The 22,349-nt window shown below is 72.3% G+C and carries 20 protein-coding genes; 10 read left to right on the forward strand and 10 right to left on the reverse strand.

The window, feature by feature from the left end; all coding sequences use genetic code 11:
- Positions 1–8 precede the first annotated feature (8 nt).
- Genes R4Z63_RS07895 through R4Z63_RS07915 form a run of 5 tightly spaced genes read left to right on the forward strand, consistent with a single transcriptional unit; the run spans position 9 to position 4,408 of the window.
- On the forward strand, positions 9–758 hold the full coding sequence (locus R4Z63_RS07895; RefSeq protein WP_037926730.1) for an enoyl-CoA hydratase family protein: 750 nt from the start codon (positions 9–11) through the stop codon (positions 756–758).
- Positions 755–1,606, forward strand: coding sequence for a CoA transferase subunit A (locus R4Z63_RS07900; RefSeq protein ID WP_037926733.1), 852 nt, complete (start codon positions 755–757; stop codon positions 1,604–1,606). Before R4Z63_RS07895 ends, R4Z63_RS07900 begins: the two co-directional genes overlap by 4 nt.
- The gene (locus R4Z63_RS07905; protein ID WP_037926736.1) at positions 1,603–2,337 is read left to right on the forward strand and encodes a CoA-transferase subunit beta; all 735 of its coding nucleotides are present in this window, start codon (positions 1,603–1,605) and stop codon (positions 2,335–2,337) included. Before R4Z63_RS07900 ends, R4Z63_RS07905 begins: the two co-directional genes overlap by 4 nt.
- Positions 2,338–2,341: 4 nt before the next feature.
- Positions 2,342–3,451 (forward strand): NAD(P)H-dependent flavin oxidoreductase, encoded by a 1,110-nt coding sequence (locus R4Z63_RS07910; RefSeq protein ID WP_384456137.1) that lies wholly within the window; start codon positions 2,342–2,344, stop codon positions 3,449–3,451.
- A gap of 30 nt (positions 3,452–3,481) precedes the next feature.
- Positions 3,482–4,408 (forward strand): tyrosine-protein phosphatase, encoded by a 927-nt coding sequence (locus R4Z63_RS07915; protein ID WP_384456140.1) that lies wholly within the window; start codon positions 3,482–3,484, stop codon positions 4,406–4,408.
- Between the two features lie 61 nt (positions 4,409–4,469).
- Here R4Z63_RS07915 and R4Z63_RS07920 read toward each other — a convergent pair whose 3' ends face one another.
- From R4Z63_RS07920 to R4Z63_RS07940, 5 genes are all read right to left on the reverse strand, one after another.
- Entirely contained in the window at positions 4,470–6,149 is a 1,680-nt protein-coding gene (locus R4Z63_RS07920) for a DEAD/DEAH box helicase (RefSeq protein WP_491522527.1), read from the reverse strand.
- A gap of 101 nt (positions 6,150–6,250) precedes the next feature.
- A complete protein-coding gene (locus R4Z63_RS07925) occupies positions 6,251–6,454 on the reverse strand; it encodes a cold-shock protein (protein ID WP_030028954.1) in 204 nt (67 codons plus the stop codon).
- A 216-nt stretch (positions 6,455–6,670) separates the two neighbouring features.
- Positions 6,671–7,828 carry an acetyl-CoA C-acetyltransferase gene (locus R4Z63_RS07930; RefSeq protein WP_384451218.1) on the reverse strand — a complete coding sequence of 386 codons (1,158 nt, stop codon included), beginning with the start codon at positions 7,826–7,828 and terminating at the stop codon, positions 6,671–6,673.
- A 26-nt stretch (positions 7,829–7,854) separates the two neighbouring features.
- Entirely contained in the window at positions 7,855–8,445 is a 591-nt protein-coding gene (locus R4Z63_RS07935; protein WP_037926744.1) for a TetR/AcrR family transcriptional regulator, read from the reverse strand.
- A gap of 252 nt (positions 8,446–8,697) precedes the next feature.
- The gene (locus R4Z63_RS07940) at positions 8,698–9,480 is read right to left on the reverse strand and encodes an SDR family oxidoreductase (protein WP_384451215.1); all 783 of its coding nucleotides are present in this window, start codon (positions 9,478–9,480) and stop codon (positions 8,698–8,700) included.
- An 87-nt stretch (positions 9,481–9,567) separates the two neighbouring features.
- Here R4Z63_RS07940 and R4Z63_RS07945 point away from each other — a divergent pair, with 87 nt between their 5' ends.
- Both R4Z63_RS07945 and R4Z63_RS07950 read left to right on the forward strand, forming a co-directional pair.
- Complete coding sequence (locus R4Z63_RS07945) at positions 9,568–10,713, forward strand: acyl-CoA dehydrogenase family protein (RefSeq protein ID WP_384451212.1); 1,146 nt, start codon at positions 9,568–9,570, stop codon at positions 10,711–10,713.
- Positions 10,713–11,705 (forward strand): acyl-CoA dehydrogenase family protein, encoded by a 993-nt coding sequence (locus R4Z63_RS07950; RefSeq protein WP_384451209.1) that lies wholly within the window; start codon positions 10,713–10,715, stop codon positions 11,703–11,705. Before R4Z63_RS07945 ends, R4Z63_RS07950 begins: the two co-directional genes overlap by 1 nt.
- Here the strand turns inward: R4Z63_RS07950 and R4Z63_RS07955 are convergent.
- Entirely contained in the window at positions 11,692–12,420 is a 729-nt protein-coding gene (locus R4Z63_RS07955; protein ID WP_037926758.1) for a class I SAM-dependent methyltransferase, read from the reverse strand. The genes R4Z63_RS07950 and R4Z63_RS07955 overlap by 14 nt on opposite strands.
- A 226-nt stretch (positions 12,421–12,646) precedes the next feature.
- On the opposite strand from R4Z63_RS07955, the gene R4Z63_RS07960 reads away from it, so the two are divergent.
- The 3 genes from R4Z63_RS07960 to R4Z63_RS07970 all read left to right on the forward strand — a co-directional run bounded on the left by R4Z63_RS07960 (position 12,647) and on the right by R4Z63_RS07970 (position 14,627).
- Entirely contained in the window at positions 12,647–13,375 is a 729-nt protein-coding gene (locus R4Z63_RS07960) for a VWA domain-containing protein (protein ID WP_384451206.1), read from the forward strand.
- A 35-nt stretch (positions 13,376–13,410) separates the two neighbouring features.
- Positions 13,411–13,974: a pyridoxamine 5'-phosphate oxidase family protein gene (locus tag R4Z63_RS07965; protein ID WP_384451203.1), complete on the forward strand. Its 564-nt coding sequence runs from the start codon at positions 13,411–13,413 to the stop codon at positions 13,972–13,974.
- A gap of 185 nt (positions 13,975–14,159) precedes the next feature.
- Positions 14,160–14,627, forward strand: a complete 468-nt coding sequence (locus tag R4Z63_RS07970) for an HIT family protein (protein ID WP_037926764.1) — start codon at positions 14,160–14,162, stop codon at positions 14,625–14,627.
- Here the strand turns inward: R4Z63_RS07970 and R4Z63_RS07975 are convergent.
- The 4 genes from R4Z63_RS07975 to gltB form a co-directional block, all read right to left on the reverse strand.
- Positions 14,621–14,956, reverse strand: a complete 336-nt coding sequence (locus R4Z63_RS07975; RefSeq protein WP_384451199.1) for a DUF397 domain-containing protein — start codon at positions 14,954–14,956, stop codon at positions 14,621–14,623. The genes R4Z63_RS07970 and R4Z63_RS07975 overlap by 7 nt on opposite strands.
- Positions 14,941–15,777: a helix-turn-helix domain-containing protein gene (locus tag R4Z63_RS07980; protein ID WP_384451196.1), complete on the reverse strand. Its 837-nt coding sequence runs from the start codon at positions 15,775–15,777 to the stop codon at positions 14,941–14,943. Before R4Z63_RS07980 ends, R4Z63_RS07975 begins: the two co-directional genes overlap by 16 nt.
- A gap of 220 nt (positions 15,778–15,997) precedes the next feature.
- Positions 15,998–17,458: a glutamate synthase subunit beta gene (locus tag R4Z63_RS07985; RefSeq protein WP_384451193.1), complete on the reverse strand. Its 1,461-nt coding sequence runs from the start codon at positions 17,456–17,458 to the stop codon at positions 15,998–16,000.
- Positions 17,451–22,001, reverse strand: coding sequence for a glutamate synthase large subunit (gene gltB / locus R4Z63_RS07990; RefSeq protein WP_384451234.1), 4,551 nt, complete (start codon positions 21,999–22,001; stop codon positions 17,451–17,453). The genes R4Z63_RS07985 and gltB overlap by 8 nt, the downstream gene beginning before the upstream one ends.
- Positions 22,002–22,349 lie beyond the last annotated feature (348 nt).

Genomic DNA, 22,349 nt, shown 5'->3' on the forward strand with positions numbered 1-22,349 from the left:
ATCCTCTCATGGGTGTCTCCACCTCCGGACCGGACAAGGGCGTCGCACTGGTCACGGTCGACTTCCCACCCGTCAACGCACTGCCCGTACGGGGCTGGTACGACCTGGCCGACGCCCTGCGGGCGGCGGGGCGCGACCCCAAGGTCCGCTGCGTGGTCCTCGCCGCCGAAGGCCGCGGCTTCAACGCGGGCGTCGACATCAAGGAGTTGCAGCGCGCCACCGGCCACGCGGCCCTGATCGGCGCCAACCGCGGCTGCTACGAGGCGTTCGCCGCCGTCTACGAGTGCGAGGTGCCGGTCGTCGCGGCCGTGCACGGCTTCTGCCTGGGGGGCGGGATCGGCCTGGTCGGCAACGCCGACGCGATCATCGCCTCCGACGACGCCGTCTTCGGTCTGCCCGAGCTCGACCGGGGCGCGCTCGGCGCCGCCACCCACCTGGCCCGGCTGGTCCCCCAGCACCTGATGCGCGCCCTCTACTACACCTCGCGCACCGCCACCGCCGAGGAACTGCGCGCCCACGGCTCGGTCTGGAAGGTGGTCCCGCCCGGGGCGCTGCGCGGCGCCGCCCTGGAACTGGCCGCCGAGATCGCGAGGAAGGACGGCTGCCTGATCCGGCTGGCGAAGGCGGCCATCAACGGCATCGACCCCGTGGACGTGCGCCGCAGCTACCGCTTCGAACAGGGCTTCACCTTCGAGGCCAACCTCAGCGGGGTGGCCGACCGGGTCCGCGACACCTTCGGGAAGGAAGAGCGCGCATGAGCGACAAGTCCATGACCGTCGAAGAGGTGGTCGGGCAGCTGCGCAGCGGAATGACCCTCGGGATCGGCGGCTGGGGGTCCCGGCGCAAGCCCATGGCCCTGGTCAGAGCTCTGCTCCGGTCCGAGATCACCGATCTGACCGTGGTCGCCTACGGTGGCCCCGACGTCGGCCTGCTGGCGGCCGCGGGCCGGATCCGCCGGCTCGTCGCCCCCTTCGCCACCCTCGACTCCATCGCCCTGGAGCCGCATTTCCGGGCCGCCCGCGAGCGGGCCGCCTTCGTGCTCACCGAGTACGACGAGGCCATGTTCATGTGGGGCCTGCACGCCGCGGCCAACCGGCTGCCCTTCCTGCCGGTCCGCGCGGGGCTCGGCTCCGACGTGATGCGGGTCAACCCGGAACTGCGCACGGTGACCTCGCCCTACGCCGACGGCGAGGAGCTCGTCGCCGTCCCCGCCCTGCGCATGGACGCCGCCCTGGTCCACCTCAACCGGGCCGACCGCCTCGGCAACGCACAGTACCTGGGCCCGGATCCGTACTTCGACGACCTGTTCTGCGAGGCCGCCGAAGCCGCCTACGTCTCCTGCGAGCAGCTCGTGGAGACCGCCGAGCTCGCCAAGGCCGGGCCGGCACAGTCCCTCCTCGTCAGCCGGCACTCCGTCACCGGGGTGGTCGAGGCCCCCAACGGTGCGCACTTCACCTCCTGCGCCCCCGACTACGGACGCGACGAGGCCTTCCAGAAGCTCTACGCAAGCACCCCCTGGACCGAGTTCTCGGCCCGCTTCCTGTCCGGGGCGACCGAGCACGACTACCGGTCGGCCGTCCGGACCTGGCACGAGGAGCAGCAGTGACCACGACGACCGTCACCCGCGCCGAGTACTGCGTGATCGCGTGTGCCGAGGCCTGGCGGGGTGACGGCGAGGTGCTCGCCAGCCCGATGGGCTTGATCCCCTCCTTCGGGGCCCGGCTGGCGAAGCGGACCTTCTCCCCCGACCTGCTGCTGACGGACGGCGAGGCCATGCTCGTCGGGCTCGACGGCACGCCCGAGGGCTGGCTCCCGTACCGGCGCCACCTGACCCTGGTCACCGGCGGCCGGCGGCACGTGATGATGGGCGCGAGCCAGATCGACCGGTTCGGCAACCAGAACATCTCCTGCATCGGCGACTGGGAGCGGCCGTCCCGCCAGCTGCTCGGGGTACGCGGCGCACCCGTGAACACCCTGAACAATCCGGTGAGTTACTGGATCCCCAAGCACTCCACTCGGGTTTTCGTCGAGCGCGTCGACATGGTCAGCGGGGTCGGCCACGACCGGGCCGTCGAGGCCGGGGTGACCCGGTTCCACCGGCTGCCCCGGGTGGTCAGCGACCTGGGCGTCTTCGACTTCACCGGCCCCGGCCGCACGATGCGGCTGGCCTCCCTGCACCCCGGGGTCACCGTCGAGCAGGTCCGGGCCGCGACCGGCTTCGAGCTGGCACTGCCCGAGGAGGTCCCGTACACCCGGGAGCCGGCCGGGGACGAGCTGCGGCTGATCCGCGAGGTGATCGATCCGAAGGGTCTGCGCGACCGGGAAGTGCGGGGCTGATCCGGTGGAAACGGCGTTCACGAAGCTGGTCGGGGTGGAGCACCCCATCGTGCAGACGGGCATGGGCTGGGTTGCGGGCCCCCGGCTGGTGTCGGCCGCGGCGGGCGCCGGCGCCCTGGGCATCCTCGCCTCGGCCACGATGACCACGGAGCAGTTGCGGTCGGCGATCCGCGAGGTCAGGTCCCGCCTACCGGAGGGAACCCCCTTCGGCGTCAACCTGCGCGCGGACGCCGGGGACGCACCCGAGCGCGTCCGGCTGATCGTCGACGAGGGGGTGCAGGTCGCCTCGTTCGCGCTCGCGCCCTCCAAGGAGCTGATCGGGCGGCTGAAGGACGCCGGGGTGGTCGTCATCCCCTCGATCGGGGCCCGGAGGCATGCCGAGAAGGTGGCCGCCTGGGGCGCCGACGCGGTGATCGTGCAGGGCGGCGAGGGCGGCGGGCACACCGGGGACGTAGCCACGACGGTGCTGCTGCCGCAGGTCGTGGACGCCGTGGACATCCCGGTGGTCGCGGCGGGCGGCTTTGCCGACGGCCGCGGTCTGGTCGCCGCCCTGGCCTACGGGGCGGCGGGCATCGCGATGGGCACGCGGTTCCTGCTGACCTCGGACTCGACCGTCCCGGACGCGGTGAAGGCCGAGTACCTGAAGGCGACCGTCAGGGACGTCACCGTGACCCGGGCCGTCGACGGGCTCCCGCACCGCATGCTCCGCACGGAGCTGGTCGACTCCCTGGAACGGGCGGGCCGTGCCCGGGCGCTGGTGCGGGCGGTCCGGCACGCGGCGGCCCTGCGGGAGCAGTCCGGTCTGAGCTGGCCGCAGATGGTCCGCGACGGCCTGGCGATGAAGCACGGCAAGGACCTGTCCTGGAGCCAGGTGCTGCTCGCCGCGAACACTCCGATGCTCCTCAAGGCGTCCATGGTCGAGGGCCGAACGGACCTCGGGGTCATGGCATCGGGCCAGGTCGCGGGGGTGATCGACGATCTCCCGTCCTGTGCGGAGCTCGTCACGCGCCTCATGGCCGAGGCCCATTCCGTGCTGGACCGTCTGCACGGCCCGCACGAACCGCACGAACCGCACGAACCGCACCCGCTCGACGCCCTGCCACCACCAGGGTGATCCCCCTTCTGCGTCACAGGAGTCGCCTTCATGAGCCGTGTCAGAATCCGCAGAGCGGCCGCAGCAGCCGTCGCCGCCCTCACCCTCGCCGCCCTGCCGTCCGCCGCGTATGCGGCGGCGGCGCCCGCAGCCGCGTCCGGTGCCCGGCACCACCAGCGGGCCGAGACGTACTCCCGGATCACCCTCCAGGGCGCCGTCAACGTCCGCGACCTCGGCGGCCACCGCACCTGGACCGGCGGCCAGGTCCGCCACGGGCTCGTCTACCGCTCCGACGCACTGGGCAAGCTGACCGACGCCGACGTCACCACCGTCTCCGGTCTCGGCCTCACGAAGGTCATCGACTTCCGGATCCCCATGGAGGTCCAGTACGACGGCGCCGACCGGCTGCCCGCCGGACTCTCCGCCACCGCCCGCCCGGTCAGCGACCTCGGTCTCTACGGGACGCTCGTCGGGGCCATCGGCAGCGGGGACCCGGTCACCCAGGAGCAGATGCTCGGCGGCGGCCGCGCCGAGGCCTACATGCGCGCCATCTACCGCACGTTCGTGACGGACGCCGGGAACCGGGCGCAGTTCGCCGCAACGCTGCGGGAGCTCGCGGACGGCCGGCAGGGCCCGGTCCTGTACCACTGCACGTCCGGCAAGGACCGGACGGGCTGGATGAGTTACGTGCTGCTGCGCGCCCTCGCCGTCCCCGAGGACACCGCCGAGCGCGACTACCTGGCCTCGAACACCTTCCGCGCCGCCTACGACGCATCAGTGCGGGCGGGCCTCAAGCAGTCGGGCCTCATGCAGAACCCGGATCTGCTGATCCCGCTCCAGGAGGTCCGCCAGGACTACCTGGACTCGGCGACGGCGCAGATGGAGGCCGACTACGGCAGCTTCTACGGCTACCTGACGCAGGGCCTCGGCCTGGACCTGCGGACGCTGGCGCAGCTGCAGAGCAGGCTGGTCCGGTAGCGGACGCGCCGACGGGCAGTGCGCGGAGCACTGCCCGTCGGTGCAGGGAGCGGGGAGGGGATCAGCCGGTGCGGCGGCGGCCCTGGCCGCCGGTGCCGACCCGGCTGCGCGCGGAGGCCGCCGCGGCTCCGGCTCCGGCGCCGGAGCCGGCCGCGCCGCGTCGGCCGCGCTCGCCGGAGCCGCCGGCCGAGCCGCCCTGGCCGCCGCGACGGCCCTGGCCCGAGCCGGACGCGGCCGGGGCCTGCCCGGACCCGCCGCCGGAGCGGCGGCCCCGGCCCGCGGCCGCCGGGGCGCCGCCGGTAGCGGTGCCGGTGCGGGGGCCGCCCGAGCGGCGGCGCGAGCCGGAACCGGAGCCGGAGCCGCTGCGCGCCTTCGGCGCGGGCTGCTGCGGTACCTCCAGCACCACCGGGATGCCCGAGGGCTCCTTGGCGCCGGTCAGCCGGGCCAGCTCCTCGTCGGAGGACTTGATCTGCGCGGTGCGCGGGGTGATCCCGGCGTCCGACATGAGCCGGGTCATGTCCCGCTTCTGGTCGGGCAGCACCAGGGTGACCACGCTGCCGGACTCGCCGGCGCGCGCGGTGCGGCCGCCGCGGTGCAGGTAGTCCTTGTGGTCGGTGGGCGGGTCCACGTTGACGACCAGGTCGAGGTCGTCGATGTGGATGCCGCGGGCCGCCACGTTGGTGGCGATCAGCGCGGTGACCTCGCCCGTCTTGAACCAGTCCAGGGTGCGGTTGCGCTGCGGCTGCGAGCGGCCGCCGTGCAGGCCGGAGGCGCGCACACCGTCCGCCAGGAGCTTCTTGACCATGCGGTCCACGCCGCGCTTGGTGTCCACGAACATGATCACCCGGCCGTCGCGAGCGGCTATGCGCGTCGCCACGGCCTTCTTGTCGGTCTCGTCCATGACGTACAGGACGTGGTGCTCCATGGTGGTGACCGCACCGGCCGAGGGGTCGACGGAGTGGCCGACCGGGTCGCTCAGGAACATCTTGACCAGCTTGTCGATGTTCTTGTCGAGGGTCGCCGAGAAGAGCATGGTCTGGCCCTCGGGCCGGACCTGCTTGAGCAGCGCGGTGACCTGCGGCATGAAGCCCATGTCGGTCATCTGGTCGGCCTCGTCGAGGACCGTGATCGACACCTGCGACAGGTCCGCGTCGCCGCGGTCGATGAGGTCCTTCAGGCGGCCGGGGGTGGCGACGAGCACCTCGGCGCCGCGGCGCAGGGCGCCCGCCTGCCGGTTGATCGACATGCCGCCGACGACGGTGGCGATGCGCAGGTTGACGGCCGTGGCGTACGGAGCCAGGGAGTCGGTCACCTGCTGCGCGAGCTCGCGGGTCGGTACGAGGACCATCGCGAGCGGCGCCCTCGGCTCCGCGCGGCGGCCGGCGGTACGGGCCAGCAGCGCCAGGCCGAAGGCGAGGGTCTTGCCGGAGCCGGTGCGACCGCGGCCGAGTAGGTCACGGCCGGCGAGGGAGTTCGGGAGGGTCGCCGCCTGGATGGGGAACGGCTCGGTGACGCCCTGGGCCGCGAGGGTCTTCAGCAGCGCCTCGGGCATGTCCATGTCCTCGAACGCGGCGACCGGCGGCAGTGCCGGGACGGTCGGCTCGGGCATGGTGAATTCCTGGGGCCGGGGTGCGGGCGGGGCGGACTTCTGCCGTCCCGCACCAGCCTTCGGACGCCCCTGGGCCGCTCCTCGTCCCCGGGCGGGGCGGCGGCTGGGACGTGCGGAGCTGGAGCTGGTCATGCGAGAAAGCCCTCCTGAAACCGGCAGGTGAAACACAGGTCGAGACAGCAGACAAGCCGGGGCCCGCACCTCGCGGTGCGGACCCCGGCATGCTGAAGGAATTAGGCGGGGATGATGTTCTCCGCCTGGGGGCCCTTCTGGCCCTGCGTCACGTCGAAGGACACGCGCTGGCCCTCGGTGAGCTCACGGAAGCCCTGGGTGGCGATGTTCGAGTAGTGGGCGAAGACGTCCGGGCCGCCGCCGTCCTGCTCGATGAAGCCGAAGCCCTTTTCCGAGTTGAACCACTTCACGGTGCCAAGTGCCATTTTGAATCTCCTGAATAGGCGGCAAGGGCCCCATCCGGAGATTCCGGGAAAAACAATAAAAGCGCCTGAGGAACATTCCCGTCAGGCGCACATAGAGTTCATGGGTACCACAACTGCAACGCCGCTTAATTTAGCACATGTACGCCCCGGTGTGCGGACCGGCCGGTGTGACCTGTGCCCCCGCGCTGTCGGCGGGGGCGGTGGACCGCCGGCCGGCTACAGCCGTTCGATGATCGTCACGTTGGCCTGGCCGCCGCCCTCGCACATGGTCTGGAGGCCGAACCGGCCGCCGGTGCGCTCCAGTTCGTGCAGGAGGGTGGTCATCAGCCTGACCCCGGTCGCGCCCAGCGGGTGGCCCAGGGCGATGGCACCCCCGTTGACGTTGACGCGCTCCGGGTCGGCCCCGGTCTCCTTCAGCCAGGCCAGCACCACCGGGGCGAACGCCTCGTTGATCTCGACCAGGTCGATGTCGGCCAGCGACATGCCGGTCTTCTTCAGCGCGTACGCCGTCGCCGGGATGGGCGCGGAGAGCATGCGGACGGGGTCCTCGCCGCGCACCGAGAGGTGGTGGATGCGGGCACGCGGCCGCAGGCCGTGTTCGTGCAGCGCCCGCCCGGAGGCGATCAGCAGGGCGGCGGCGCCGTCGGAGACCTGGGAGGAGACCGCGGCGGTGATGGTCCCGCCCTCGACGACGGGCTTGAGGGCGGCCATCTTCTCCAGGGTGGTGTCCCTGCGCGGCCCCTCGTCCGCGGCCACGTCCCGGTAGGGTGCGATCTCGCGGTCGAAGCGCCCCTCGTCGACGGCCCGCACGGCCCGCCGGTGGGAGCGGAGCGCGTACTCCTCCATGTCGGAGCGCGAGATGCCCCACTTCCGCGCGATCAGCTGCGCGCCGTGGAACTGGTTGACCGGGGCGTCGCCGTACCGGGCGCGCCAGCCTTCCGAGCCGGCGTAGGGGCCTTCCGTGAGGCCGAGGGGTTCGGCGGCCTGCCGGGAGGCGAAGGCGATCGGGATCATCGACATGTTCTGGGTGCCGCCGGCGACCACGAGGTCCTGGGTGCCGGAGAGCACGCCCTGAGCGGCGAAGTGCACCGCCTGCTGGGAGGAGCCGCACTGGCGGTCGACGGTGACCCCGGGCACCTCCTCGGGCAGGCCGGCGGCGAGCCACGCGGTGCGTGCGATGTCTCCGGCCTGCGGGCCGACCGTGTCGAGGCAGCCGAAGACCACGTCCTCCACGGCGGCCGGGTCCACCCCGGACCGTCCGACGAGCTCCCTGAGGACGTGCGCGCCGAGGTCGGCCGGGTGGACGGCGGACAGGCCCCCGCCGCGCCGCCCGACGGGGGTGCGTACGGCGTCGACTATGTAGGCCTCGGGCATCGGGACTCCTCAGACGGTCGGACCGGTCAGGTGGGGCGCAGGGCGATCCCGTCCAGGACCATCGACAGGTACTGGCGGGCGATCTCTTCGGGGCTGTGCTGTCCGCCCGGCCGGTACCAGGACGCCGCCACCCACACCGTGTCGCGCACGAAGCGGTAGGTGAGGCGGATGTCGAGGTCGGCCCGGAAGACCTGGGCGGCGACTCCTCGTTCCAGCGTCCCCAGCCAGGCCTTCTCGAACTTCTGCTGTGAGTCGGACAGGTAGTGGAACCGGGGCTGGGCGGAGAGGGTGCGGGCTTCCTTCTGGTAGATCGCGACGGCGGCGCGGTGCCGGTCGATCTCGCGGAAGGACTCGGTGACGAGGGCCTCGATGGTCTCCCTGGGGCCGAGTCCGGCGGCGAGGACGGCGTCGTACCCGTCCCACAGCTCGGTCAGGAAGGCGGAGAGGATCTCGTCGAGCATCGATTCCTTGGAATCGAAGTGGTAGTAGAGGCTGCCGGCGAGCATCCCGGCGGCGTCGGCGATCTTGCGGACGGTGGTGGCGTCGTAGCCCTGTGCGGCGAAGACCTCGGCGGCGGTGTCGAGGAGTTCGCGGCGCCGCTCGGGCGAGGGCGTCACCTGCTGCTTCTTCCTGGCCGCCGGCCTGGCTCGCGGCGTGGCTCGGGGCGTGGCTTCCGGCTGGTTCGTTGGCACGCGTCCATTGTCGGGCCAGGTCGTGTCCGGTGGATCCGGGCGGGCTCGCGGCGTCCGGCGCCGGGTCGCGCCGCGCCGCCCCCGGTCGCCGATCCCCCGCGGGGGCTCCCCCGTCCGTGCCGCGGCCCGCGGCGGCGGAGGCCGCGAGCCGGTTCGCCCCGATCCATCGGACCCGGCCTAGGCGCGCTGACTGCTGACGGAGACGGTCTCGCCCGTCATGTACGACGCGTAGCCGCTGGCCAGGAACACGATGACGTTGGCGACCTCCCAGGGCTCGGCGTGGCGGCCGAAGGCCTCGCGGGCGGTGAGTTCGGCCAGGAGTTCCCCGCTGGTGACCTTCACCAGGTGCGGGTGCATGGCCAGGCTCGGGGCGACCGCGTTGACGCGTACGCCGAACTCCGCGGCCTCCAGGGCCGCGCAGCGGGTGAGCGCCATGACCCCGGCCTTGGCCGCGGCGTAGTGGGCCTGGCCCGTCTGGGCGCGCCAGCCGACGACGGAGGCGTTGTTGACGACGACTCCGCCCGTGCCGGTGGCCCTGAAGGAGCGCAGGGCGGCCCGGGTGCAGCGGAAGGTGCCGTTCAGGGTGACGTCGAGGACGCGGTTCCACTGCTCGTCGGTCATGTCGGCGAGGGCCGCGGTGCCGCCGAGCCCGGCGTTGTTGACGACGATGTCGAGGCGGCCGTGAGCCTGTTCGGCGTGGGCGAACAGGGCTCGGACCTGGTCCTCGTCGGTGACGTCGCAGGGCAGGGAGGTGATGCGGCCGGCACCGAACTCGGCCGTGAGCGCGTCCTCGGTCTCCTTGAGCCGGCGGACGTGGGCGTCTCCGATGACGATGCGGGCGCCCTCCTCCAGGAAGCGGCGGGCGGTGGCCCCGCCGATGCCGGCACCCGCGGCGGCGGTGATGACGGCGGTGCGGCCGTGCAGCAAGTGGTGGCCGGCGGTGTACCGGGGCTCGTTCATACGAACTCCTCGACGCTGCTCATGGCCGTACGTTAACCTACCAAACACTTGTTAGGGAAGTGTGGCGTTCGAGGAGGCGGGCACCCGATGGACCTGACCCAGACGGCCGGAGTGGAGGCCTTCCGGGCCGAAGCACGCGCCTGGCTGGCCGACCACGTACCCGCCTCCCCCCTGCCCTCGCTGGAGACCCGGGAGGGCTTCGCCGCGCACCGGGAGTGGGAGGCCCGGCTGCACGCGGACCGCTGGGCGGTGGTGTCCTGGCCCGAGAAGTACGGCGGCCGGGGCGTCGACCTGGTGAAGTGGTTGGTCTTCGAGGAGGAGTACTGGGCGGTCGGCGCGCCGGGCCGGGTCTCGCAGAACGGCATCAGCCTCCTCGCGCCGACGCTCTTCGACCATGCGACGGCCGAACAGCGGGCCCGCGTACTGCCGCCGATGGCGAGCGGCGAGGTGGTCTGGGCGCAGGCCTGGTCGGAGCCGGAGTCGGGCTCCGACCTGGCCTCGCTGACGTCGCGTGCGGTCCGCACCGAGGGCGGCTGGCTGCTGTCCGGGCAGAAAACCTGGTCCTCGCGGGCGGCCTTCGCGGACCGGGCCTTCGGCATCTTCCGCACCGACCCGGACACCCCGAAACCGCACCAGGGGCTGACGTACCTGATGTTCGACCTGCGGGCGCCGGGGGTCACGGTGCGGCCGATCGGCCGTCTCGACGGCAAGCCGGCCTTCGCGGAACTCTTCCTGGACGAGGTCTTCGTCCCGGACGAGGACGTGATCGGGGAGCCCGGGCAGGGCTGGCGGATCGCGATGTCCACCACCGGCAGCGAACGCGGGCTGACCCTGCGCTCCCCCGGCCGGTTCCTCGCGGCGGCGGACCGGCTGGCCGCGCTGTGGCGCGCGCAGGGGGACCCGGCCGACACGGCGCTGCGCGACCGGGTGGCCGACGCGGTGGTCGGGGCGCGCGCCTACGAGCTGTTCACCTGGGCCGGCGCCTCCCGATTCGCCGCGGGCGGGGCCGTCGGCGCCGAGTCCAGCCTGAACAAGGTGTTCTGGTCGGAGTACGACATCGCCCTGCACGAGACGGCACTGGACCTGCTGGGTGCGGACGCCGAGCTCGCGGACGGGGAGTGGGCCGAGCCGTGGGTCTTCTCGCTGGCCGGGCCGATCTACGCCGGGACCAACGAGATCCAGCGCGACATCATCGCCGAGCGGCTGCTCGGCCTGCCGAAGGGCCGCCGCTGATGCGCTTCCTGCCGACCGACGAGCAGTCGGACTTCGCCCGCACCCTGCGCTCCCTGCTGGGCTCGGCCCGGGTTCCGGCGGCGGTACGGGCCTGGGCGGACGGCGCGTACGCGCCCGGGCTGGCGCTGCGCTCCCGGCTCGCGGCGACGGGCCTGTTCGCGCTGGCCGCCCCCGAGGCCTACGAGGGGGCCGGCCTGCTCCCGGCGGAGCTGTCGCTGGGCTTCGTGGAGCTGGGCCGGGCCGGGATGCCGGGGCCGGTGGTGGAGAGCGCCGCCGCGTCGGTGCTGCTGTCGGAACTGGGGGACGAAAAGCTCGCCGAGCGGTTCCTGCCCGGCCTGGTCGCGGGTGAGGCCTGGGCCACCCTGACGCTGCCGGACGGCGGGCCGTACGCCCTGGACGCGGACGCGGCCACGTACTGCTTCACCGTGTCGGCGGCCGGCGAGCTGCGGCTGGCCGCCCCCGCGCCGGGGGAAGTCCTGCGGTCGACGGACCCGGCGCGGCGGCTGTCGCGCCCCACGGCGGCCGGGGGCGCACTCCTGGCCGCGGGGCCGGCTGTGGCGCGCGCGGCCGGGGCGGCCGGGCGCTGGGCCCGGCTGCTGACGGCGGCCCAGTGCCTGGGCGTGGGCGAGGCACTGCTGGAGCGGACGGTCGGATACGTCCGGCAGCGCACGCAGTTCGGGGTGCCGGTCGGCTCCTTCCAGGCGGTCAAGCACCGGCTGGCCGACACCCTCCTGGCCCTGGAGTTCGCCCGCCCGCTGCTGTGGGCGGCGGCGCTGTCGCTCGCCCCCGGCGACGTGGCGGCGGCGAAGCTGCGGTGCGGAGAGGCGGCGTACCGGGCGGCCATGACAGCCCTCCAGCTCCACGGCGCGGTCGGCTACACCGAGGAGCTGGACCTGTCGCTGTGGCTGCGCAAGGCACGCCCGCTGCGGGACGCCTGGGGCACGCCGTCGGCGTGCCGGGCGGAGGTGCTGCGGTCGGTCACACCCGGCTGACGTGGAGTCCGACCACGTAGTTCTCTTCGACCGTGCCGTCGGGGAAGAGCGGGGCCAGCAGCTCCCGTTCCGCCGCGAAGTAGTCGCGGGTGCCGGCCTCGCCCAGCATCAGGAAGGCGGAGTGGCTGGCCAGGTTGGCGAGGTGTGCGTCCAGCGGGATGCGCCGGGACCAGCGCACGGTGCGGGAGGTGAACCCGCCGAAGCCGCGGGGCAGGGTACGGAAGCCCTGCCCGCCGGCCGCCCCGAAGAACGCCGCCAGCCGGGCCTCCTGCTCGGCGATCCAGGGCACGGTGAGGTCCGGGTCGTTCCACCAGAGGGCGAGCGCGCCGCCGGGGCGCAGGACGCGGCGGGCCTCGGGGACGGAGCGGGCCGGGTCGGTCCAGTGCCAGGCCTGGGCGTAGGTCAGGAGGTCGAACGCGGCGGTGGCCAGCGGAAGCCGGTCCCCGTCCCCGCGTACGACCGGGATCCCGGGATGCGCCCGGCGCAGCTGCGCGGCCATCCCGTCCCCGGGCTCCACTGCGAGGACGTCGGCGCCCCGCTCGTGCAGCACGGCGGTGGCGATCCCGGTGCCCGCGCCCACGTCGGCCACGCGCGCCCCGGCGAGCGGGCGCCCGGCGAGCTCCTCGACGGCGTCGAAGAGGGCCGGCGGGTAGCCGGGGCGGTGGGCGGCGTAGGAAGCGGCAGCGGCGTCGAAGGAACGGGCACGTGTCGTCATGCGTCCATTGTTTTCGATCACATGGGCCGGGCAACAGGATCGAGGTGTCAGGGCCGGATCGCACCGGACTCCCCTGTCAGACGCGGGCCGTTGCGCAGGACCGCACCCGACGCTCTCCGCGCCGTCGCATACGAGGACGGGTCGGATCAGCGGAGGCCGCACGGGGCGACCGGCGTCGACCGCCGGAGCAGTCACGGCCGCGGAGCGTTCGGCATACCCTCACCCCATGACGAGCAGCGCCATCAGCCTCCGCAAGGTCGAGGAGTCGGCTCCGGCCCTCGTGAAGCTCTACAAGACGGCCGGGGTGTCCCTGCGCAAGTACGGCCTGGAGGGCGGACGCGCCGCCGTCTACCTGGTCCTGGACTACTCCGGGTCGATGCGCCCCTACTACCAGGACGGCAGCGTGCAGGCCCTCGCCGACCGCGTGCTGGGGCTGTCCGCGCACCTGGACGACGACGGCCGCGTGCCGGTGGTCTTCTTCTCCACCGAGGTCGACGCGGTCGAGGAGATCTCCCTGGCCGGGCACGAGGGCCGGGTCACCGAGATAGCCTCCCGCCTGGGCCACATGGGCAAGACGGCCTATCACGCGGCGATGGACGCGGTGATCGACCACTACCTCGACTCCGGTGCGACGGCCCCCGCCCTCGTCGTCTTCCAGACCGACGGCGGGCCGATCAACAAGCCCCTGGCCGAGAAGTACCTGTGCAAGGCGGCCCGGCTGCCGCTCTTCTGGCAGTTCGTCGGCTTCGGCAACACCCGCAGCACCCAGTTCGACTTCCTGCGCCGGCTGGACGAGCTGCCCGTGCCCGCCCGACGGCCCGTGGACAACGCCGGCTACTTCCACGCGGGCCCGGACCCGCGCGCCGTGCCGGACGGCGAACTGTACGACCGCCTCGTCGGGGAGTTCCCGGCCTGGCTGGCGGCGGCACGCGGTGCGGGCATCGTGCGCGCCTGACCGGGGTGCGCGGGTGCCCGCGCTTTGATGGACGTATGACGCATACCAGTTGGGCAGTCTTCGAGAAGGCGGAACCGGACTTCGCGGCGGCCGTCCAGGCCCGCTTCGCGCAGTACCCGCACCACGTCCTGGCCACCCTGCGCAAGGACGGCTCCCCGCGGGTGACCGGCCTGAACGTCGACATCCGGGGCGGCGAGCTGTGGCTGGGGATGATGGCCGGCTCGATGAAGGCCAGAGACCTCCAGCGCGACCCGCGCTTCGCCCTGCACACCAATCCGGGCGAGGGCGAGACCATGCCGGACGGGGACGTACGGATCTCCGGGCGCGCGGTGGAGCTCGTGGACCCGCCCGAACTCCACCGGTACGCGGAGGAGACGGAGACCCCGCACCCCTTCCACCTCTTCTACGCCGATCTCACGGAGGTCGTCCACATCGGCATCGAGGGCGACGACCTGGTGGTGCGGACCTGGCTGCCGGACCACAGCCTGCGCACCCAGCGCCGGGGAACCGATGACGAACCACCGCGCGAGGACCCGGCGCCGGAGGACGAGCCGGGAGGCGGGGGCCTGCCCCGGAGCGGCGCGGCCCCCGGTGCGTAGGCCGGCGGAGCGGCGGCGCAGCGGCCGGGCGCAGAACCAGTAGCGGTCGGGCGGGCCGGTGGGCGATCCGTGCGGAGGCCGGAGGTGGTGAAGCAGCCGAAGGGGTCCGCTTCCCGGTCCGCGCGGCCCCGGACCTGCCGGCCGGACCGGACGAGCACCGCCCCCGGGGCGTAGGCTCTCGGTCCATGACGACTCCCCACTGCTACGCGTGCAGCCAGGAGGCCGTGTTCGACGACCTTCCACCACGCGAGTGCGTGGCACACGACCGGCAATGGCGGGTGGCGCACGCCTTCAACACCGCATTGCCCGGCTGGCTGGTGCTGCTGCCGCGGCGCCACGTCCTCACGGTTCACGACCTCACCGCCGCCGAGGCATCGTCCCTGGGGGTGTGGCAGGTCAGACTCTCCCGGGCGCTGCGGAGCGTGACCGGTTGCGCCAAGACCTACGTCGTCCAGTTCGCCGAGGCCGAAGGCTTCGCGCACGTTCACTTCCACATCGTTCCGCGCACGGCGGATCTGCCGCCCGAGCATCGCGGGCCGGGTGTTTTCGAGCTGCTCCGGCGACCGGAGCACGAGCGGGTGACGACCGGGCAGGCCGACCGGATGGCCCTCTCCCTCCGTGACCGGCTGAACGGATACCCGGACGCTCAGTAGGCGACCGGTGCCTCCGCGCCGGCGCCTGCCGGAATCCCGACCGGCACCGGGCCGCCCCGGCCGGGTCCCCGCTCCGCACCGCCCGGCGGAACGGAGCGCGCGCCCGCTCCTGCACTGCGAAACGGGAGAGGAACCGGGAGCCGCACGGCCGCGACGAACAACGCCCATGAGGCGGCGGGGAACGCGAGAACCGGGCCGGTCTCGGCCAGCTTGCTGTCACGGACGCGGATCGGGCCGGGAAGGCCGTCTGACACCTCGACGCAGTCGCCTCCTTCGCCGTTGCTGTACGAGGACTTGCGCCAGGACAGGCCGTTCACGTCTGCGCGCATGTCGCGTACTCCTCCGCCACCGACTCGATCAGGGTCAGGGACACCTCCGGTGACAACGCAGCAGCCCTGGCAAGATCGTATGACCTCCAGTAGCGCTGAACCAGGGCCGGATAGTCGAGCAGTTGCCCCGCATGGGGTCCCTCCGTATAGGCGACATCGGGCGCGTCCGGGAACTGGATGATGCGCACCATCGAGTTCAGGGCGCCATGGGCGCCGGCCGAGAACGGCACCACCTGCGCGGTGATCCGGTGCGCCCGGACGTACGAAGCGATGTGCCGCAACTGTGCGGCCATCACAGCAGGCCCTCCGACGGTCGTCCGGAGCACCGACTCGTGCAGAACCACCCACATCTCGGGCGTCTCCGGATCGACGAGGAGTCGAGCACGTTCGGTGCGCGCCGCGACCAGGGCTTCAACGCGCTCTGACAGCGCGGTCGGGCTGGCTGCCCGGATGACCGCCCGCGCGTAGTCGTCCGTCTGGAGCAGTCCGGGAACCAGCATGCAGGCGTACTCGTAGGTGGCCGTCGCCAGCCCTTCCAGCTCGGCCACGCCGGCGAAGTACTCGATGTGCTTGGACTTGAAGGCCCGGGCCAGGCGGAAGAAGTAGTCCCCTGTGTTCAGCTCTCTGTCGATGAGCTTGGCGATCTCCGGGCGCAGTCGGCGCCGCCCGCTCTCCATCATTCCGACGTAGGCCCCCGTGGCGAAGATCCGCTCGCCCAGCCCCTCCTGGGTCAAGCCCGCGGCCTCCCGCTTGCCCCGCAGTTCCTCACGGGCGAACTCCTCCGGCGTCTGTGCCCCGTCCTCGTCATTCGGCTTGGCCATGAGCCAACTCCCCGCTCCCGCAGTGCCCTCGCTCCGTGAAAAGCGTAGTCCTCGCCTCCCCGGCGGTTCAGCGGAACGCATGGATACGACCACCCGACGCCGCAGCGCCCGCCACCCCTGGTCGGGGACGTGGCGGGCGCTGCGTCGGGTGTTCCGTACGCCGTTGTACGGACCGTATGAGGGGTCCCGCCCTTCGCGAGGCGGGGGTGCTTGCCGGTGCCTACACGGTCAGCGAGCGGTCCGTCGGCTTGACCGGGTACGGGAGGGTGCTGCTGCCGGTCAGGTAGCGGTCCACGCCACGGGCGGCCGAGCGGCCCTCCGCGATGGCCCAGACGATGAGGGACTGGCCGCGGCCCGCGTCGCCGGCGACGAAGACGCCGTCGACGTTGGTCGCGTACGAGGCGTCGCGGTCGATGTTGCCGCGGGCGTCCAGCTCCACACCGAACTGCTGGACCAGGCCGTTCGCCTGGTCGGTGCCCGTGAAGCCCATCGCCAGGGTCACCAGCTGCGCGGGGAGGACGCGCTCGGTGCCGGGCTTCTGGACGAGCTTGCCGTCGACGAACTCGACCTCGACCAGGTGCAGGGCCTGGACGTTGCCGTCCTCGTCGCCCTCGAAGTGGGTGGTGGAGACGGAGTAGACCCGCTCGCCGCCCTCCTCGTGGGCCGAGGTGACCTTGTAGAGCATCGGGAAGGTCGGCCACGGCTGGTTGGCGTTCCGCTCCTCGCCCGGCTTCGGCATGATCTCCAGCTGGGTGACCGAGGCCGCGCCCTGGCGGTGGGCGGTGCCCACGCAGTCCGCGCCGGTGTCGCCGCCGCCGATGACGACCACGTGCTTGCCCTCGGCCGTGATGGGCGGGGCCAGGAAGTCGCCCTCCTGGACCTTGTTCGCGAGCGGCAGGTACTCCATCGCGAAGTGGATGCCCCCCAGGTCGCGGCCCGGGACCGGCAGGTCGCGCGAGACGGTGGCGCCGGCGGCGACGACCACCGCGTCGAACCGCTTGCGCAGGTCGGTCGCCGTGATGTCCCGGCCGACCTCGATGCCGGTGCGGAACTTGGTGCCCTCCGCGCGCATCTGCTCGATGCGGCGGTTGATGTGCACCTTCTCCATCTTGAACTCGGGGATGCCGTAGCGGAGCAGGCCGCCGATGCGGTCCGCACGCTCGTAGACGACCACGGTGTGGCCGGCCCGGGTCAGCTGCTGGGCGGCGGCCAGGCCGGCCGGTCCGGAGCCGATCACGGCAACGGTCTTGCCGGACAGGCGCTCCGGGGCCTGCGGGGTGACGTCTCCGTTGTCCCACGCCTTGTCGATGATCGAGACTTCGACGTTCTTGATGGTGACGGCGGGCTGGTTGATGCCGAGGACGCACGCCGACTCGCACGGGGCCGGGCACAGGCGGCCGGTGAACTCCGGGAAGTTGTTCGTCGCGTGCAGCCGCTCCGACGCCGCCGCCCAGTCATCGCGGTAGGCGTAGTCGTTCCACTCGGGGATCAGGTTCCCGAGCGGGCAGCCGTTGTGGCAGAACGGGATGCCGCAGTCCATGCAGCGGCCGGCCTGCTTGCTGATGATCGGCAGCAGCGAGCCCGGGACGTAGACCTCGTTCCAGTCCTTCAGCCGGTCGGCGACGGGACGGGAGCAGGCGGTCTCGCGCGTGGTGGTGAGGAAGCCCTTCGGGTCAGCCATGGGTCGCCGCCTCCATCATCTTCTCCGTGGTCTCGGTTTCCGAGAGTCCGGCGAGCTCAGCGGCGTCCTTGGCGGCGAGCACTGCCTTGTACGTGGTCGGGATGATCTTGCTGAAGCGGTCCGCCGCGGCGGACCAGTCAGCCAGGAGCTTCGCGGCCACGGTCGAGCCGGTCTCCTCCTCGTGGCGGCGCACCACATCGTGCAGCCACTGCTTGTCGGTGTCGGACAGGGCCTCGACCGCGCCCGCGTTGCCGACGTTGACGTTGTGCGGGTCGAGGTCGACGACGTACGCGACGCCGCCCGACATGCCGGCCGCGAAGTTGCGGCCCGTCTCGCCCAGGACGACTGCCGTGCCGCCGGTCATGTACTCGCAGCCGTGGTCGCCCACGCCCTCCGAGACGACCAGGGCACCGGAGTTGCGGACGCAGAAGCGCTCGCCGGTGCGGCCGCGCAGGAACATCTCGCCGCCGGTGGCTCCGTAGCCGATGGTGTTGCCGGCGATGGTGGAGTACTCGGCGAGGTGGTCGGCACCGCGGTCCGGGCGGACCACGATCCGGCCGCCGGACAGGCCCTTGCCGACGTAGTCGTTGGCGTCGCCCTCCAGGCGGAGGGTGACGCCCTTCGGGACGAAGGCGCCGAAGGACTGGCCGGCGCTGCCCGTGAAGGTCAGGTCGATCGTGTTGTCGGGCAGGCCCGCGCCGCCGAACCGCTTGGTGACGTGGTGGCCGAGCATCGTACCGACGGTCCGGTTGATGTTCCGGATGGCGACCTGGGCGCGGACCGGCTGGGCCGCCTCGGCGGTCTCGGCGTTCAGCGCGTCGGCCGCGAGCTCGATCAGCTCGTTGTCGAGGGCCTTCTCCAGACCGTGGTCCTGCTCGATCAGGGCGTGGCGGACCGCGCCCTCGGGCAGCTCGGGCACGTAGAAGAGCGGCTCCAGGTCGAGACCCTGCGCCTTCCAGTGCGAGACGGCCTTGGTGGTGTCCAGCAGCTCGGCGTGGCCGACGGCCTCCTCGATCGTGCGGAAGCCCAGCTCGGCGAGCAGCTCGCGCACCTCCTCCGCGATGAACTCGAAGAAGTTGACGACGAATTCGGGCTTGCCGGAGAACCGGTCGCGCAGGACCGGGTTCTGGGTGGCGATGCCGACCGGGCAGGTGTCCAGGTGGCAGACGCGCATCATGACGCAGCCGGAGACGACGAGCGGCGCGGTCGCGAAACCGAACTCCTCGGCGCCGAGCAGGGCGGCGATGACCACGTCGCGGCCGGTCTTGAGCTGGCCGTCGGTCTGGACGACGATGCGGTCGCGCAGGCCGTTGAGCAGCAGGGTCTGCTGGGTCTCGGCGAGACCCAGCTCCCAGGGACCGCCCGCGTGCTTGAGCGAGGTGAGCGGGGAAGCGCCCGTTCCGCCGTCGTGGCCGGAGATCAGGACGACGTCCGCGTGGGCCTTGGAGACGCCCGCCGCGACCGTGCCGACGCCGACCTCGGAGACCAGCTTCACGTGGATGCGGGCGGCCGGGTTGGCGTTCTTGAGGTCGTGGATCAGCTGGGCCAGGTCCTCGATGGAGTAGATGTCGTGGTGCGGCGGCGGGGAGATCAGGCCGACGCCCGGGGTGGAGTGCCGGGTCTTGGCGACCCACGGGTAGACCTTGTGGCCGGGCAGCTGGCCGCCCTCGCCGGGCTTGGCACCCTGCGCCATCTTGATCTGGATGTCGTCCGCGTTGACCAGGTACTCGCTCGTCACGCCGAAGCGGCCGGAGGCGACCTGCTTGATGGAGGAGCGGCGCGCCGGGTCGTACAGGCGCTCGGGGTCCTCGCCGCCCTCACCGGTGTTGGACTTGGCGCCCAGCTGGTTCATGGCGATGGCGAGGGTCTCGTGCGCCTCCTTGGAGATGGAGCCGTACGACATGGCGCCGGTGGAGAAGCGCTTGACGATCTCGGAGACCGGCTCGACCTCGTCGAGGGAGATCGGGGTACGCCCCGGCAGTCCGGTCTTGAAGCCGAAGAGGCCGCGCAGCGTCATCAGGCGCTCGGACTGCTCGTTCACACGGTCCGTGTACTGCCGGAAGATGTCGTACCGGCGGTTGCGGGTGGCGTGCTGGAGGCGGAAGACCGTCTCCGGGTCGAACAGGTGCGGCTCGCCCTCGCGGCGCCACTGGTACTCGCCGCCGATCTCCAGGGCGCGGTGCGTGGCCGCGACGCCGGAGACCGGGTACGCCTTGGCGTGGCGGGCGGCCACCTCCTTGGCGATGACGTCCAGGCCGGCGCCGCCGATCTTGGTGGCGGTGCCGTTGAAGTAGGTCTCGACGAACGCGTCGTCCAGGCCGACGGCCTCGAAGACCTGGGCGCCGCGGTAGGAGGCGACGGTGGAGATGCCCATCTTGGACATGACCTTCAGGACGCCCTTGCCGAGCGCGTAGATCAGGTTCCGGATGGCCTGCTCCGGCTCCAGGCCGGACAGGAAGGTACCGGCGCGCAGCAGGTCCTCGACGGACTCCATGGCGAGGTACGGGTTGACCGCGGCGGCGCCGTAGCCGATGAGCAGCGCGACGTGGTGGACCTCGCGCACGTCACCGGCCTCGACCAGCAGCCCCACCTGGGTGCGCTGCTTGGTGGCGATGAGGTGGTGGTGCACGGCGGCGGTGAGCAGCAGCGACGGGATCGGCGCGTGCTCGGCGTCCGAGTGGCGGTCCGAGAGGACGATCAGGCGGGCGCCGCCCGCGATGGCCGCGTCGGCCTCGGCGCGGATCTCCTCGATCCGGGCGGCGAGCGACTCGCCGCCGCCGGAGACCCGGTAGAGGCCGGAGAGCGTGGCGGCCTTCATCCCGGGCATGTCGCCGTCGGCGTTGATGTGGATGAGCTTGGCCAGCTCGTCGTTGTCGATCACCGGGAAGGGCACGGTGACGCTGCGGCAGGAAGCCGCGGTCGGCTCCAGCAGGTTGGACTGCGGGCCGATCGAGGACAGCAGCGAGGTGACGAGTTCTTCGCGGATGGCGTCCAGCGGCGGGTTGGTGACCTGCGCGAACAGCTGGGTGAAGTAGTCGAAGAGCAGCCGGGGGCGCTCGGACAGCGCCGCGATCGGGGAGTCCGTGCCCATGGAGCCGAGCGGCTCGCCGCCGGTACGGGCCATCGGCGCGAGGATGACGCGCAGCTCCTCCTCGGTGTAGCCGAAGGTCTGCTGGCGGCGGGTGACCGAGGCGTGCGTGTGCACGATGTGCTCGCGCTCGGGCAGGTCGGTCAGCTCGATCTCGCCGGTCTCCAGCCATTCGGCGTACGGGGCGGCGGAGGCGAGCTCGTCCTTGATCTCGTCGTCCTCGACGATCCGCTTCCGGGCGGTGTCGACGAGGAACATCTTGCCGGGCTGCAGGCGGCCCTTGCGGACGACCTTGGCCGGGTCGATGTCGAGGACACCGACCTCGGAGCCGAGGACGACGAGGCCGTCGTCGGTGACCCAGTAGCGTCCGGGGCGCAGGCCGTTGCGGTCGAGGACCGCGCCGACCTGGGTGCCGTCGGTGAAGGTGACGCAGGCGGGGCCGTCCCAGGGCTCCATCATCGTGGAGTGGTACTGGTAGAACGCGCGGCGGGCCGGGTCCATGGAGGTGTGGTTCTCCCACGCCTCCGGGATCATCATCAGCACGCTGTGCGGCAGCGACCGGCCGCCGAGGTGGAGCAGCTCCAGGACCTCGTCGAAGGAGGCCGAGTCGGAGGCGTCCGGGGTGCAGATCGGGAAGATGCGGTCGAGCGCGCCCTCACCGAAGGCGGTCGAGGCGAGCTGGGACTCACGGGCCTTCATCCAGTTCCGGTTGCCCTTGACCGTGTTGATCTCGCCGTTGTGCGCGACGAAGCGGTACGGGTGGGCGAGCGGCCAGGATGGGAAGGTGTTCGTGGAGAACCGGGAGTGGACCAGGGCGAGCGCCGAGGCGAAGCGGCGGTCGGAGAGGTCCGGGAAGAAGGGCTCCAGCTGGCCGGTGGTCAGCATGCCCTTGTAGACGATGGTCCGGGCGGAGAGCGACGGGAAGTACACGCCGGCCTCGCGCTCGGCGCGCTTGCGCAGCACGAAGGCCTTGCGGTCCAGCTCGATGCCGGCCGCCCCGCCCCCGGAGACGAAGAGCTGGCGGAAGGCCGGCATGGTGGCGCGGGCGCCGTTGCCGAGCAGGTCGGGGGTAACCGGGACCTCGCGCCAGCCGAGGACCGTGAGGTTCTCCTCGGCGGCGATGGCCTCGACCCGCTCCGCGGCGACGGCCTGTGCGGTGCCGTCGGCGGGCAGGAAGGCGATGCCGACGGCGTACGCGCCGGCCTCGGGGAGCTCGAATCCGGCGACCTCGCGGAGGAAGGCGTCCGGCACCTGGGACAGGATTCCCGCGCCGTCGCCGGAGTCCGGCTCGGAGCCGGTGGCGCCACGGTGCTCGAGGTTCCGCAGAACGGTCAGGGCCTGCTCAACGAGGGTGTGGGTGGCCTCGCCGGTGAGGTTCGCCACGAATCCGACGCCGCAGGCGTCCTTCTCGTTGCGCGGGTCGTACATGCCCTGCTGGGCGGGGCGACCGTCCATGGGCGACCAGGCGGTGTTCAGGCCGGTCGCGGAGTGCGTGGATGCGGAACGCATCGGCTCTCCCGTCGTCGTCGTGGCATATGTGCTGGCCGAGGGACGACGTTGGCCCTCTGCGAAATTTCGTGCAGATTACATGATGACGACAATCCCGAGAAGCGGATATGCCATTCCAGCATGCGGACACTGCGCGAGGCAGAAAGAGGGGACTTCCGCGGCGCTCTACGGGCGGATCGCGGGGTGGCGCCGGGCGGTCCCGGCGTGTTCCCGCGCATCCCGGCGCAGTGCGTGGGGCGAAGGTCCCGATACAGGGCGAGCATCATTGCCCGCCCGGAGTCCTGGAGTGATGCC

The sequence above is a fragment of the Streptomyces sp. PL-29 genome (assembly GCF_058344425.1).